This window comes from Caulobacter sp. 10L414, assembly GCF_056395525.1.
Map to the genome: position 1 here is coordinate 1 of NZ_JBFTJR010000040.1, position 14,630 is coordinate 14,630.

General features: G+C 69.1%; 10 protein-coding genes. 2 read left to right on the forward strand and 8 right to left on the reverse strand.

The features are described 5' to 3' along the window. Nucleotides 1-422: dicarboxylate/amino acid:cation symporter (locus AC1DCG_RS16305; protein ID WP_477041559.1), on the reverse strand; the 422-nt coding region annotated here is incomplete at its 3' end. Nucleotides 423-559: 137 nt separating this feature from the next. After that, complete coding sequence (locus tag AC1DCG_RS16310) at nt 560-766, reverse strand: hypothetical protein (RefSeq protein ID WP_058346819.1); 207 nt, start codon at nt 764-766, stop codon at nt 560-562. Between the two features lie 226 nt (nt 767-992). Here AC1DCG_RS16310 and AC1DCG_RS16315 point away from each other — a divergent pair, with 226 nt between their 5' ends. Beyond that, a complete protein-coding gene (locus AC1DCG_RS16315; protein WP_477041560.1) occupies nt 993-3,992 on the forward strand; it encodes a TonB-dependent receptor domain-containing protein in 3,000 nt (999 codons plus the stop codon). 120 nt (nt 3,993-4,112) lie between these two features. Here AC1DCG_RS16315 and AC1DCG_RS16320 read toward each other — a convergent pair whose 3' ends face one another. Continuing rightward, nucleotides 4,113-4,379, reverse strand: a complete 267-nt coding sequence (locus AC1DCG_RS16320; RefSeq protein ID WP_477030930.1) for a FecR/PupR family sigma factor regulator — start codon at nt 4,377-4,379, stop codon at nt 4,113-4,115. A 224-nt stretch (nt 4,380-4,603) separates the two neighbouring features. Between AC1DCG_RS16320 and AC1DCG_RS16325 the strand changes: the two genes are divergently transcribed. Continuing rightward, complete coding sequence (locus tag AC1DCG_RS16325; protein WP_477030931.1) at nt 4,604-4,966, forward strand: CZB domain-containing protein; 363 nt, start codon at nt 4,604-4,606, stop codon at nt 4,964-4,966. 124 nt (nt 4,967-5,090) lie between these two features. On the opposite strand, the gene AC1DCG_RS16330 is transcribed toward AC1DCG_RS16325, so the two are convergent. From AC1DCG_RS16330 to AC1DCG_RS16350, 5 genes are all read right to left on the reverse strand, one after another. After that, on the reverse strand, nt 5,091-6,515 hold the full coding sequence (locus AC1DCG_RS16330; RefSeq protein WP_477030932.1) for an efflux transporter outer membrane subunit: 1,425 nt from the start codon (nt 6,513-6,515) through the stop codon (nt 5,091-5,093). Next, nucleotides 6,512-9,712, reverse strand: a complete 3,201-nt coding sequence (locus AC1DCG_RS16335; RefSeq protein ID WP_477030933.1) for an efflux RND transporter permease subunit — start codon at nt 9,710-9,712, stop codon at nt 6,512-6,514. The genes AC1DCG_RS16330 and AC1DCG_RS16335 overlap by 4 nt, the downstream gene beginning before the upstream one ends. Beyond that, nucleotides 9,709-12,831, reverse strand: coding sequence for a multidrug efflux RND transporter permease subunit (locus AC1DCG_RS16340; protein WP_477041561.1), 3,123 nt, complete (start codon nt 12,829-12,831; stop codon nt 9,709-9,711). The genes AC1DCG_RS16335 and AC1DCG_RS16340 overlap by 4 nt, the downstream gene beginning before the upstream one ends. 15 nt (nt 12,832-12,846) lie before the next feature. Continuing rightward, complete coding sequence (locus tag AC1DCG_RS16345; protein ID WP_477041562.1) at nt 12,847-14,169, reverse strand: efflux RND transporter periplasmic adaptor subunit; 1,323 nt, start codon at nt 14,167-14,169, stop codon at nt 12,847-12,849. A 139-nt stretch (nt 14,170-14,308) separates the two neighbouring features. Beyond that, nucleotides 14,309-14,545: a hypothetical protein gene (locus AC1DCG_RS16350; RefSeq protein ID WP_477030936.1), complete on the reverse strand. Its 237-nt coding sequence runs from the start codon at nt 14,543-14,545 to the stop codon at nt 14,309-14,311. Nucleotides 14,546-14,630 lie beyond the last annotated feature (85 nt).

Sequence of the window (14,630 nt, forward strand, 5' to 3'; positions counted from 1 at the left end):
AAGGCCTCGGTGGTGGCGGCCGGCTTGGTGGAGACGGCGAAGGCCTCGGTGGTGGCGGCCGGCTTGGTGGAGACGGCGGCTTCCACCAGGTGCAGGCCGTGGCCCGGCTGCAGCAGGTGGACCATCAAGAGGCCCAGCACCAGCGACACGGCCGAGGCGCCGATGAACCAGCCCAGGGTCTTGGCGCCGATGCGGCCCACCGCGGCGGCGTCCTCCATGTGGGCGATGCCGGCCACCAGGGTGGTGAACACCAGGGGCGCGATGATCATCTTGATCAGCCGCAGGAAGATGTCGGTGATCAAGCTCAGGCCCGAGGCGGCCGACTTGGCCCCTTCGGCGTCCAGGAACTGGTTGCAACCCCAGCCGACGAGCACCCCCAGCACCATCGCGCCGACGATCAGATAGGCGAAGCGTTTGTTCATGAAGGAGCCTTTGCGCACGCGGCGAACGCGCCGGGCGTCGCCGGGACGTCCGTGAAGCGCGTGGATTTTGGGAAAGGAAAGGACAGCGGGCGCGGCGAGGCCGGCCCGTCGGTGTCAGGAGCGCAGATGCGCGAAAGTCAGGATGCGGCGGCCTTCTGCAGGCGCTCGTAGCGGCTCAGCAGCCGCTCCCAGGTGACGCGCTTGATCGGCTCGCCACGGCGCAGCTTGGTCCAGGTCGTCTCGCTGATGCCGTAGACGTTGTTGAGGTGCTCGCGGGTGATGGCGGGCAGGCGGCTCTTCAATCGCTCGAAATGTTCGGCGGGGATCTGGATCACGTCCGGCATGGCGGTCCCGTAGCTCTGTTCAAGAGGCCGACATGAGCGGCCCGCATCTATCAAGACGCAGCCGACCTGCGTTTCCTCACGTCCGAAAGCAAAAATTTTTCCCCTTACCAATCCGTGACTTGGCTCTACGGCAAAAAGTTGTCGGGAAGGTGTGGGTTCGGAAACAGGCTGCGTCTTGAGGATCGGAAGCGCGAGGGGCGCGACCCAATCCAAAGGGGATGCAAGTATGCGATCGAGGACCTTGAAGCGGATGATGGCCGGCGGCTGCGCGTATGGCGCGCTGATGCTCGGCGTCGCCCACGCCCAGGAGGCCGCGGCCCCCGAAGAGCCCCAGGCCGTCGAGGCCGTCGTCGTCACCGGCTCGCGCATCGCCCGCCAGGACTACGTCGCCAACAGCCCGATCCAGACGGTCGGCGCCGCCGCCATCGAGGCCACCGGCCAGGTGACGGTCGAAAAGGCCCTGTCGCAGATGCCGCAGTTCACCGGCTCGTTCGGCCAGGGCAACACCGGCTCGACCAGCACGGGCCTCAACGGCGGCCAGTCCTACGCCAGCCTTCGCGGTCTGGGCGCCAAGCGCACCCTGATCCTGCTCGACGGCCGTCGCCTGCAGCCGTCCAACCCCGATGGTTCGGTCGACCTCAACATCATCCCCGAAGCCCTGATCGAGAACGTCGAAGTCATCACCGGCGGCGCTTCCACCGCCTACGGCTCGGACGCCACGGCCGGCGTCGTCAACTTCAAGCTCAAGCGCAGCTTCAACGGCCTGACCGCCGACGCCCAGTACGGCATCTCCGAGAAGGGCGACGCGGAGTCGTTCCGCTTCTCGATCACCGGCGGCTCGGACTTCGCCGAGGGCCGCGGCCGGGCGGTGCTGTCGTTCGACTACACCAACCGTGACCGCGCCCTGCAGAGCGCCCGCGACTACTACATCTTCCGCACCTCGGCGCCGGGCCTGTCGACCATCCCGCAAGGCACGGTGCTGTTCGGCGCCAACCTGCCGACCCTGGCCTCGATCAACAGCCTGTTCCAGGGGACCTACGGCACCGCCGCGCTCACCGGCAACAGCGCCGGCCGCTACACCGGCCAGATCGGCTTCAACACCGACCAGACCCTGTTCTCGACCTCGGGCGTGCCGGTCCTGAACTTCCGCGACCCGCAGACCGACAACGCCTACATCGTCAACGCCAACGCCGCCGGCACCTCCCAGCAGGTGAACTTCGGCTACAACGGCAGCTCGATGCAGTCGGACCTCGACCGCTACGCCGTGTTCGCCAAGGTCGACTACGACCTGACCGACAATCTGAAGTTCTTCTCGCAGTTCACCTTCACCGACTACGTCTCGGTGGGCGTGTCGAACCCGACCCTGGCCTCGAACGTCTACGGCCTGACCGTTCCGGTCACCAACCCGTTCATCCCGACCGACTTCCGTCCGATCCTGGCCTCGCGCCCGACCCCGAACGCCGCCTTCACCTTCTACAAGGCGCTCGATATCCTGGGTCCGCGCATCCAGAAGTACAGCTACGACGTCTTCCAGTTCACCAACGGCCTGTCTGGCGAGACCGGCTTCAAGGACTGGACCTGGGACGGCTACGTCTCGTTCAGCCGCGCCAAGTTCGACAACGAACAGACCGGCGGCGCCAGCGCCAGCGCCATCTCGCGCCTGCTCAACAGCCCGACCGGCGGCACCGAGTACTGCGCCGGCGGCTGGAACCCCTTCGGCAATCTGACGCCGTCGGCCGAGTGCGCCCGCTACATGTCGCGCCGCACCCTGAACCAGAACACCCTCGAGCAGCGCATGGTCGAGGTGAACGTCTCCGGTTCGCTGTTCGACCTGCCGGCCGGCACGGTGAAGTTCGCCGCGGGCGCCGACTACCGCTCCAACGAATACACCTTCAAGCCCGACAGCCAGCTGAACCAGCCCGACGGCACCAGCGACATCCTGGGCTACAGCGTGCTGCGCGACGCCTCGGGCTCGGTCGACACCTATGAAGTCTACGGCGAACTGCTGGTGCCGGTCCTGAAGGACCTGCCGTTCATCCAGGAGTTCAACCTCGACCTCGGCTACCGCTACTCCGACTACAGCTCGGTGGGCGGGGTGCAGACCTACAAGGCCGATTTCGACTGGAAGATCGTCGAGCCGGTGCGCCTGCGCGGCGGCTACAACCGCGCCATCCGCGCCCCGAGCGTCGGCGAGCTCTACGCGCCGGTCTCGACCGGCTCGGTGGCCATCGGCACGGCCTCGTCGACCACCACCAACGGCGACCCCTGCGACGTGCGCTCGTCGTACCGCACCGGCGCCAACGCCGCGGCCGTGCGCAGCCTCTGCCTGGCGCAGGGCGTGCCGACCGCGATCATCGACAGCTACCAGTTGGGTACGGCCCAGGTGTTCGCCCTCACCGGCGGCAACCCGGACCTGCAGGAAGAAACCGCCGACACCTACTCGTTCGGCGCGGTCCTGCGTTCGCCGTTCGACACGCCGCTGCTCAGCCGCCTGACGGCCTCGATCGACTGGTACGACATCAAGGTGAAGGACGCGATCGGCAGCCTGTCGATCGTCAACGCCTTCCAGTTCTGCTTCAACTCGGGCGGCTCCAACCCGACCTACGACCCCAACAACTACTACTGCTCGCTGCTGACCCGTAACTCGGCCAGCGGCGTGCCGACCAATCCCGTCCAGCCGCTGCTGAACCTGGGCCAGTTCCAGACCACCGGCGTCGACGTGCAGGTCGACTGGAGCTTCGACTTCGCCGACAGCGCCCTGGACATGATCCCGGGCTCCTTCGCCCTGAACGTGGCCCTGGGCTACACCGACAAGTTCAAGATCCAGAACCTGCCGGGCGCGCCGGTCTACGACTATGTCGGCACCATCGGCACGGGCGTGGAAAGCACCGCCGGCACCGCTCACCCGAAGTGGAAGTCGGTCACCTCGGGCACCTACACCTGGGGTCCGGCTAGCCTGGGCCTGCGCTGGCGCTGGATCGAGGCCATGGAGAACTCGGCCAAGGTCGTCACCCCGACCAGCACCTCGCGCGGCGTGAAGGCCTACAACGCCTTCGACCTCAACGGCCGCGTCGAGCTGCCTTGGGACACCGCCCTGCGCTTCGGCGTCAACAACCTGTTCGACAAGGCTCCGCCGCAGGTGGGCGACACCGAGGGCAACTACGACCCGCAGAACTACGACGTGCTCGGCCGCTCCTACTACGTGGGCATCCGCAAGCGCTTCTAGGTTCGATCGAAGTCCCGGGCGCGCTTCTCCCCCTTTGCGCGTCCGGTGCTCGCCGCCCAGTCAGCCCCGGCGGCGGCGAGGCGGGGCGCCGGTCTTGGCGGGCCGGCGCCCTTTTCGCGTTCAGTGGATCAGCAGGCCCGCCGCCGCCATCAGTCCCCCGGCCCCCAGCGCCAGGGCCCCGAGGATCGGCCAGGGCGAGAGCGGCGCCGGCGGATCCCAGCTCGTGATTTCGGCGTCGACGGCCTTGACCGCCTCGAAGGCGTCGCGGCGGCGGGGATGGGCCACCCAGGTCTCGAACTCCTCCTGGTCGCCTTGCCCGGCTTCGGGCGAACGCAGGCGCTCCAGCCAGGCGGCGGCTTCGCGGACGTCGTCTTCGGTTCGGGTCATGCGCACTCACTCCTGACCACGATCATGCGGGTGGGTGTTGCGTGCGTGTTTCGCGCGGGACGCGCCGCGATATCGCCGGCTGTCCTTCGACCCTCTGCTCCTAAAGCAGATGCGCGGGCGGGCTGCGGGACGGTTTCTTCAAACCGCAACCTTGCCGCAACACTGGCGAAACCGACAGCCGCCATGCCCCCGGCTTCCGCTGGCTATGCGCGTGGGGCGTGCTCATGGACTTCCTGGAACAGACGACGTTTCACAACCGCATCTGCGAGGACCTGGAGGCCGCCATGGCGGCGGGCGGCAAGGTCGACGCCGCCGCGATCCGGGCCGAGCGGACCTGCGCCGCCGGCCAGTGGCTGCACGGCGAGGGCCACAGGCGCATGCCCGGCAGCCACCTGCACCTTCACTGCCTGGAGGCCCATCGCGACTTCCACCGCATCGCCGGCCAGGTGGCCGAGCAGATCAACCGCGGCGCGATGGCCGACGCCCGCCGCGCGGTGCGCAACGGCGGGGCGCTGGCCGGGGCCAAGACCGAACTCGCCGCCGCCCTGCGCAAGCTGCGCGTCGCGATGGAAACGTCGGCGGGGTAGGGGGCGAGGGGCCCTGCGTCCTTCGAGGCCCGCTTGCGCGGGCGCCTCAGGATGAGGAGGTCAGTGCAATAGGGTCCTCATCCTGAGGTGCGACCCGAAGGGGAGCCTCGAAGGACGCAGGGCCTCACAGACCCGTCCACCCCCCGCCGATCGCCTGCACCAGGGCCACCGCCGCGGTCTGGCGCGAGATGCGGGCGGACGCCAGGTCGCGGCGGGCCGACAGGGCCGAGGCCTGGGCGGTGACGACGTCGGTATAGGCCACCTGGCCGGCGCGATACTGGTTCAGCAGCATCTGCTCGGTCTGGTCGGCGGCCTTGGAGGCGGTCTCCAGCAGGGCGTACTGGCGCTCGAGCACCCGCACCGCCGTTAGCTGGTTCTCCACGTCCTGGAAGGCGGTCAGCGCGGTCTGGCGATAGTCGGCGGCGGCCGCGTCGTACGAGGCGCGGGCCTGGGCGACCTGGGCCTTGCGGGCGCCGGCGTCGAACAGGGTCTGGGCCGCCGACAGCCCCAGCGACCAGGTGTTGGCCGAGGCCGAGAACAGGTCGCCCAGCACGCTGGCGGTCGAACTTCCGCTGCCGCTGAGGGTGAAGGTCGGGAAGTAGGCGGCGCGGGCCACGCCGATCTGGGCGTTGGCGGCGGCCACGCGGCGTTCGGCGGCGGCGACGTCGGGACGGCGCTCCAGCAGCGCCGAGGGCAGGCCGACCGGGATCTCGGGCACGCTGGCCGTCCAGTTCGGATCGGCGGCGATGCGGAAGCCGCTGGCCGGCTGGCCGACCAGCACGGCGATGGCGTTCTCGTACGTGGCGCGGGTCTGGGTCAGGCCCTCCAGGCTCGACTGCGCGTTGGCCAGGGTGGTCTGGGCCTGCAGCACGTCCGAGCGCGGGGCGATCCCGGCGTCGTAGCGGTTCTGGGTGATCTTCAGGCTGCGCCGGTAACCCTCGACGCTGGCCTGGACGAGGGCGATCTCGATGTCGCTCTGGCGCAGGCCCAGATAGTTGGTCGCCAGCTCGCCCTGGGCCGACAGCTGGGCGGCCGCCAGGTCGGCGGCGCTGGCCTGGGCGCTGGCGTCGGCGTTGCCGATCGAGGCGCGGATACGGCCCCAGACGTCGGGCTCCCAGCTGGCGCCGATGCTGGCGGCGTAGCGCTTGGTGTCGCCCGAGCTGGTGGCCCCGCCGGCGCCGGGCGCGCTGCTGGTCCCGCCGCCGCCCGAGCGCGTGCCCGAGGCCGACAGGTCGATGCTGGGGAACAGCGATGCGCGCTGCTCCTTCACCAGGGCGCGGGCCTGGCGATAGGCGGCCTCGGCGGCGGCGATGGTCTGGTTGTCCACCTTCACCCGCTCGGCCAGGGCGTTCAGCTGGGCGTCGCCCAGCAGGGTCCACCAGTCGCCGCGGTCCAGGTGGTCGGCCGGGGCGGCGGCCTTCCAGCCGTCCATCGCCTTCCACATGGCGGGCGCGGGCGAGGCCAGCCTTGGCGTCTCGTAGGCCGGCGTCGTCGAGCAGGCGGTCACGAGCGCCAGCAGGGGCAGGGCGGTCAGCAGGCGGGCGGTCATCGGGCGAGCTCCGGCGCGGAGGGCATGTGGGTCAGGTCGCGCTCGTCGCGCCGCTTGCCGCGCAGGCGGTCGAGATAGACGTAGACCACGGGGGTGGTGATGAGGGTCAAAAGCTGGCTGGCGATCAGGCCGCCGATGATGGTGATGCCCAGCGGCCGGCGAAGTTCGGCGCCTTCGCCGAAGCCGATGGCCAGGGGCAGGGCGCCCAGGGCGGCGGCCAGGGTCGTCATCAGGATCGGACGGAAGCGCAGGAGGCTGGCCTCCCGCACCGCCTCGATCGCCGTCAGGCCCCGGCCGCGCTGGGCCTCCAGGGCGAAGTCGATGATCAGGATGGCGTTCTTCTTGACGATGCCCAGCAGCAGGAACACCCCGATCAGGGCGATGATCGAGAACTCCATGTTGAAGATCAGCAGGGCCAGCACCGCCCCGACGCCGGCGGCCGGCAGGGTGGACAGCACCGTCACCGGGTGGACGTAGCTCTCGTAGAGGATGCCCAGCACGATGTAGATCGCCACGATGGCGGCCGCGATCAGGAACGGCTGCTGCTTCATCTGCTCGTTGTAGCTGCGGGCGCTGCCCTGGAAGCTGCCGCGCACGCTGGTCGGCAGGCCGATGTCGGCCTCGGCCTGGGTGATGGCCGCCTGGGCCTGCGACAGCGACACGCCTTCGGGCAGGTTGAACGACACGGTGGTCGCCAGCTCGCCGTTCTGGTGGTTGACGCTGGTGGGGGTGGCGCTCTGGGCCACGCTGGCGATGGCCGTCAGCGGCGTCATCGGCGTGGCGGTGGTGTTCAGCGCCGAGCCGGTGGAGGCGTCGCGCAGCGACGGGTTCACCGCCGCCCCGCTGCTGCTCGACGTGGTGGTCGAGCCGCTGGCCGAGGTCGGCACATAGACGTCGTTCAGCGCCTCGGGGCCCTGGGCGAACTGCTGCTGCCACTCCATGATCACCGAGTACTGGTTGACGTCCTCGTAGATCGTCGCGACCTGGCGCTGGCCAAAGGCGTTGTAGAGGGCGTTGTCCACCGCCCGGGGCGTGACCCCCATGCGCGAGGCGCTGTCGCGGTCGATGGTGACGAAGGTCTCGACGCCGTTTTCCGACTGGTCGCTGTCGACGTCGGTCATGACGTCGGAATGCTCCTTCATCGCCTCGGCCAGCTTCGGCGCCCATTCCTTGAGGGCGTCGCTGGAGTCGCTGGTCAGGGTGTACTGGTAGGTCGAGTTGCTCGACCGGCCGCCCATGCGCAGGTCCTGCACCGGGTTCAGGAAGATCGAGACGCCCGTCACCTTCTGCAGTTGCGGCCGCAGGCGGGCGATCACCGCGCTGCCCTTCTCCTTGCGCTCGCTGGCGGGCTTGAGATTGACGAACATGAAGCCGCCGCCGGCCCGGGCGCCGCCGGTGAAGCCGACCACGGTGTCCACCGCCGGGTCCTTGCGGATGATCTCGACCACGGCGCGCAGCTTCTGCTCCATGGTCTGGAACGAGACGCTCTGGTCGGCGCGGATGCCGGCCATCAGCTGGCCGTTGTCCTGCTGGGGGAAGAAGCCCTTGGGCACGGCGATGTAGAGCCAGATGGTCATGCCGATCACCGCCACGAGCATGAACATCACCAGCGGCTTGGCGTGCAGCGCCCAGTCCAGCGAGTGGGCGTAGATCGCCTGGATCCTGTCGAACATCCGCTCGAAGACGCGGGCGATGCGGCCTTCCTTGTGGCCCTCGGGACGGGCTTTGAGCAGGTAGGCGCACATCATTGGCGTGGTCGTCAGGCTGATGACCAGCGAGATCAGCACCGCCGCCGACAGGGTGACGGCGAACTCGCGGAACAGCCGCCCCACCTGGCCGCCCATGAACAGCAGCGGGATGAACACGGCCACCAGCGAGACGCTGATCGACAGCACCGTGAAGCCGACCTCGCGCGCGCCCAGGGTGGCGGCCTTGAAGCGGTCCATGCCCGCCTCGATGTGGCGCTGGGTGTTCTCCAGCACGACKATGGCGTCGTCGACGACGAACCCCGTGGCCACGGTGATCGCCATCAGGCTGAGGTTGTTGAGCGAGAAGCCCAGCAGGTACATCACCCCGAAGGTGCCCAGCAGCGAGACGATGGTCGCCGCCGCTGGGATGAAGGTCGCCCGGCCGCTGCGCAGGAAGGCGCTGACCACCAGAACCACCAGCACGATCGAGATCAGCAGGGTGACCTCGATCTCGTGCAGCGAGGCGCGGATCGAGTTGGTGCTGTCGCTGGCCACCTGCACGTTGATGTCGCCGGGCAGCTGTTCGCGCAGCTCGGGCAGGGCCGCGCGCACGCTGTCGACGGTCTCGATGATGTTGGCCCCCGGCTGGCGGGTGATCAGCACGATGATCGCCGGCTTGCCGTTGAACAGGCCGATGGTGCGGGTGTCGGCGACGCTGTCGGTGACGCTGGCCACGTCCGACAGCTTGACCCCCGCCTCGCCGCGCCAGGCGACCAGCAGGCCGGCGTAGTCGGCCGCCTTGCGGCCGCTGCTGGAGGTGTAGATCTGGAAGCGCTTGCCGTCGCCCTCGACCGCGCCCTTGGGGCGGTTGGCGTTGGCCGACTGGATGGCCGCGCGCACGTCCTCCAGGCTGACCCCGTACTTGTTGAGCAGGAACGGGTTGACCGAGATCCGCACGGCCGGCAGCGAGCCGCCGCCGATCTCGACGTCGCCGACGCCCTTCACCTGCGAGATGCGCTGGGCCACGACGTTCGACACCGCGTCGTAGATCTGGCCGGGGGTCTTGGTGTCGGAGGTCAGGGCCAGGATGATCACCGGCGCGTCCGACGGGTTCATCTTGCGGTAGGTCGGATTGCTGCGCAGCGTGGCCGGCAGGTCGGCGCGGGCGGCGTTGATGGCCGCCTGCACCTCGCGCGCGGCGCCGTCGATCTTGCGGTTGAGGTCGAACTGCAGGGTCACCCGGGTCGAGCCCGACGAGCTCTGCGAGGTCATCTCGTTGACGCCGGAGATCACGCCCAGGCGGCGCTCCAGGGGCGTGGCGACGCTGGAGGCCATGGTCTCGGGGCTGGCCCCCGACAGGCTGGCCGACACCGAGATGGTCGGATAGTCCACCTGCGGCAGCGGCGAAACCGGCAGCACGAAGAAGGCGAAGATGCCGGCCAGCGCCAGGCCGATGGTCAACAGGACCGTCGCCACCGGCCGGCGGATGAAGGGCGCCGACAGGTTCATGACGGCAGCCCCGGCAGCGGCTGGTCGACGCGATCCTCGTCACTCTCGTCGCGGCGCTTCTTGCCCGAGGGCGCGATGCGGTCGAAGGCGAGATAGACGACGGGCGTCGTGAACATGGTCAGCAGCTGGCTGACCAGCAGGCCGCCGAAGATGGCGATGCCCAGCGGGCGGCGCAGCTCGGCGCCCTCGCCAAAGCCCAGCATCAGCGGCACGGCGGCGAACAGGGCCGCCAGCGTGGTCATCAGGATCGGGCGGAAGCGCAGGATGGCGGCCTGGAAGATCGCCTCCTCCGGCGACTTGCCCTCGTTGCGCTCGGCCTCGATGGCGAAGTCGATCATCATGATCGCGTTCTTCTTGACGATGCCGATCAAGAGGATGATGCCGATGATCCCGATCACGCCCAGGTCATGGCCGGTCAGCCACAGCGCCAGGAGGGCGCCGACGCCGGCCGAGGGCAGGGTCGACAGGATGGTCAGCGGGTGGATGTAGCTCTCGTAGAGCACGCCCAGCACGATGTAGACGCAGACCACGGCCGCCAGGATCAGCCACAGCTGGTTGGACAGCGAGTTCTCGTAGGCCCCGGCCGCGCCCAGGAAGGTATGGCTCACCGACGAGGGCATGGCGATGTCCTTCATCGCCGCGCGGATCTCGTCGACCGCATGGCCCAGAGAAACGCCCGGCGCGGTATCGAAGCCGATCGTGGTGGCCGGGAACTGGGCCACATGGGTGACCTGCAGCGGCGACTGCTGCTCCTTGATGGTCGAGAAGGCCGCCAAGGGCGTGGGCGRGCCGCCGCCGGTGCGCAGGTTGAGGTTCCCCAGCGAGGCCGGGTCGGTCAGCAGGCCGGGCTTGGCCTCCAGGATCACGCGGTACTGGTTGGTCTCGGTGAAGATGGTCGAGACGATCCGCTGGCCGAACGCGCTGTAGAGGGCGTCGTCGACGTCCGAAGCCGTGATCGAAAGCCTCGCTGCGGTGTCGCGGTCGATGTCGACATAGGCCGCGGCCCCGGTGGCCGAGGCGTCGCTGTAGATGTTGCGCACGGCCTTCACGGTCGCCAGCTTCTCGGCCAGCTTGCCGGCCCACTCCTTGACCGTGGCGGTGTCGGCGCCTTCCAGCGACAGTCGGTACTGGGTCGGACCGCTTTCGGCGTCGATGGTCAGGTCCTGGGTCGGCTGGAGATAGAGGGTGACGCCGGGCACGCCGGCCACGCGATCGCGCAGCCGCTGCATGATCTTCTCCTGCGAGCCCTTGCGGTCGCCCTTCAGGTTGATCTGCATCTGGCCGGTGTGGAGCATGCTGTTGTTGGCCCCGTCGACGCCGATGAACGACGCGACGCTGTCCACGGCCGGGTCCTCAAGGATCGCCGCGGCCGCCTGCTGCTGCAGGCCGGCCATGCGCTCGTAGGACACCGACTGCTCGACCTCGGTGCGGGCCTGCAGCTGGCCGGTGTCCTGGGTGGGGAACAGGCCCTTGGGGATGACCATGTAGAGCACGCCGGTCAGCACCAGGGTGGCGACGGCGACGACCAGGGTGGCCTTCTGGCGGGCCATGACCCAGGCCAGAGCGGTCTCGTAGCGGGCCTCGATCCTCTCGAAGACCTCCTGGGCCTTGCGGCCGACGCGGCCGGGCTTGTCTTCCTCGTGGCTCTTGAGCCAGCGGGCCGACAGCATGGGGGTCAGGGTCAGCGACACCACGGCCGAGATCAGGATGGTGATCGCCAGGCTGACGGCGAACTCGCGGAACAGGCGCCCGACCACGTCGCCCATGAACAGCAGCGGGATCAGCACCGCGATCAGCGAGATGGTCAGCGAGATGATGGTGAAGCCGATCTCGCGCGCGCCCTTCAGCGCCGCCTGCATCGGCTTTTCGCCCTTCTCCATGTGGCGGATGATGTTCTCGATCATCACGATGGCGTCGTCGACGACGAAGCCCGTGGCGATGGTCAGGGCCATCAGCGAGAGGTTGTTGAGGCTGTAGCCCAGCAGGTACATCACCCCGCACGAGCCGATCAGCGAGATCGGCACGGCCAGGCTGGCTATCACCGTGGCGCGCAGGCTGTGCAGGAAGAAGAAGATCACCAGCACGACCATCACGACGGCCAGGATCAGCTCCAGCTCGACGTGGTGCACCGAGGCGCGGATGCCGGTGGTGCGGTCGGCCAGCACCTCGACCTTCAGCGTCGCCGGCAAACCCGCCTGAAGCTCGGGCAGCTTTTCCTTGATGGCGTCGACGGTCTTGATGACGTTCGCGCCCGGCTGGCGCTGGACGTTGACGATGATCGCAGGGGTCTTGCCGGCCCAGGCGCCCAGGCGGGTGTTCTCGGCGCTCTGCACCACATTGGCCACGTCGCGGATGCGGATCGGGGCCTCGTTCTTGTAGGTGACGATCAGGTTCAGATAGTCGTCGACCGTCAGCAGCTGGTCGTTGGCGTTGATGGTGTAGGTGCGGGTGGGGCCGTCGAAACTGCCCTTGGCGCTGTTGGCGTTGGAGTTGTCGATGGCGCTCTGCAGCTCGGCCAGGGTCAGGCCGTAGGACGCCATGGCCTGGGTGTCGGCCTGGATGCGGATGGCCGGCTTCTGGCCGCCGCTCAAGGACACCAGGCCCACGCCCGAGACCTGGCTGATCTTCTGGGCCAGGCGGGTGTTGACCAAGTTCTGCACCTCGGTCAGCGGCAGGGTGTCCGACGTGATGGCCAGCGTCAGCACCGGCGCGTCGGCCGGATTGACCTTGGCGTAGACCGGCGGGGCGGGCAGGTCGGCCGGCAACAGCGAATTGGCCGCGTTCATCGCCGCCTGCACTTCCTGCTCGGCGACGTCGAGGGTCTCACCCAGATTGAACTGCAGGGTGATGACGCTGGCGCCGGCCGTGCTGACCGAGCTCATGCGTGCAAGGCCCGACATCTCGCCCAGCTGGCGTTCCAGCGGGGCGGTGACGGTCTGGCTCATCACCTCGGGGCTGGCGCCCGGATAGAGCGTCTGCACCTGGATGGTGGGATAGTCGACCTGCGGCAGGGCCGACAGCGGCAGAAGCCGGAAGCCGACCAGGCCGGCCAGCACGATGGCCGCCATGAACAAGGCCGTGGCGACCGGCCGCTGGATGAAGGGGCGTGAGGGGTTCATCGGCCGGACGTCCGGTTATTCCGGACGCCGACGGCCTTCACCGCCGCCGGGAGGCGCGCCTTCCGGACGCTTGCCGCGCTGACCCTTCTCGCCGCGCTGTCCGCCCTGGCGCTGGGCCGCCTGGCCCGGCAGCTGCACCTTGCCGCCTTCGGTCAGGCGGTCGCCGCCCTCGGTGATGACCTTGTCGCCGACGGCGAGGCCTTGCGTGATCGCCACCTGGGTGGTGGTCGACTGACCGGTCGCCACCTTGGTCTTGGTGACGGTCTGGTCGTCCTTCAGCTTCCAGACGAAGGCGCCGTCAGAGCCCTGGCGCACGGCGGTGGCCGGCACGACCACGGCGTCCTTGAGGGTGTCGAGCTGGATGCGGACGTTGACGAACTGGCTGGGGAACAGCTTTCCGCCGCTGTTGGGGAAGCGGGCCTTGCCCTTCACCGTGCCGGTGCCGGTGTCGACCAGGTTGTCCAGCGTCGAGAACGTGCCCTGGTCCAGCGTGTTGACCCGGGTGCGGTCCAGCACCGTGACCGGCAGGGTGGCCCCGCCGAACACCCGCTGCGAGATGCGCGGCACGTCGTCCTGCGGGACGGTGAACTCCACGTCGATCGGCGACAGTGTGGTGATCACCGCCACGCCGCTGGCGTCGCCCGAGGCGATGTAGTTGCCGACGTCGACGACGCGCAGGCCCACGCGGCCGCTGACCGGGGCGACGATGCGCGAGAAGCCGACATTGAGCCTGGCGGTGCCGACCGCGGCGCGGTCGCTCATCACCGTGCCTTCCAGCTGCTTGACGGTGGCGACTTGGGTGTCGACCTCCTGGCGGGCGATCGAGTCCTGCTCCAGCAGGGTCTGGTAGCGCTTGAGAGTCAGGCGGGCGACGGCCAGCTGGGCCTCGTCGCGGGTCAGGTTGCCCTGGGCCTCCATCAGCGCCATCTGGTACGGCCGCTGGTCGATCTGCACCAGGGTCTGGCCGGCCTRGACCATCTGGCCCTCGCGGAACAGCACCTGGGTGATGACGCCCGAGACCTGCGGCTTGACGGTGACGGTCGCCGCGGGGGTCACCGTGCCCAGCGCCTCGATCACCACCKGCAGGTCGGCCTTGGCCGCCGTGGCCACCGCCACGGTGCTGGCCGGACCGCCGCGACGGCCGCCGCCGGGACCGCCCGGACCACCGGGGCCGCCGGGTCCGCCGGGGCCCATGTCGCCGCCGCCCCCGCCGCCGCTCAGCAGGGTCCAGGCCAGGACGCCCACCCCGGCCAGCGCGGCCAGGGCGACGGCGCCGCCGATGATCCGCGCCCGGCGGCTGGGCTTGCGGACGGCGAGGGACGGGCGGGGTTCGGTCATGGACGGCCTCTGGGCGCGGACGGTGCGGCGGCGAAGATGGTCGAAAAAGCCGTCGTCCTGGAGGACCCCGGCGGAAGCGTAAGCGATGCACGAAAAGTCGGGTCGCCGACCCTGGCGACCCGACGCTCAAGCTAAACTGCTAGAGGCGGCATTTGATCCATCGGCCGCCCTGGCCGCGGTACGCGTCGCGCTTGACGTCGTAGGAGCGGTACTTGGCCTTGCAGACGCGCACATGGCGCGCTTGCTTGCTTTCCTTGCCCGGCTTGGCCTGCTCGTGGCGCGGCGCCGGCGCCTCGTGGCGGTCATGGCCCTGGGCGAGGACGGGGCTGGACAGGGCGAGGGCGCCGAGGGCGAGCGCGGTGACGACGACTTTCATGTCGATCTCCAGTGTATTGGGATCGACTGGCTAACAACGTCACGTCGCGACGATGTTGCGGCTTTGAAACGGCTTTCGGCGAACT

Bases quoted from the DNA above. Each gene is read 5' to 3' on its own strand.
- AC1DCG_RS16310 (WP_058346819.1), bottom strand. From the start codon at position 766: ATGCCGGACGTGATCCAGATCCCCGCCGAACATTTCGAGCGATTGAAG.
- AC1DCG_RS16325 (WP_477030931.1), top strand. From the start codon at position 4,604: ATGGACTTCCTGGAACAGACGACGTTTCACAACCGCATCTGCGAGGAC.
- AC1DCG_RS16320 (WP_477030930.1), bottom strand. From the start codon at position 4,379: ATGACCCGAACCGAAGACGACGTCCGCGAAGCCGCCGCCTGGCTGGAG.
- AC1DCG_RS16350 (WP_477030936.1), bottom strand. From the start codon at position 14,545: ATGAAAGTCGTCGTCACCGCGCTCGCCCTCGGCGCCCTCGCCCTGTCC.
- AC1DCG_RS16315 (WP_477041560.1), top strand. From the start codon at position 993: ATGCGATCGAGGACCTTGAAGCGGATGATGGCCGGCGGCTGCGCGTAT.
- AC1DCG_RS16330 (WP_477030932.1), bottom strand. From the start codon at position 6,515: ATGACCGCCCGCCTGCTGACCGCCCTGCCCCTGCTGGCGCTCGTGACC.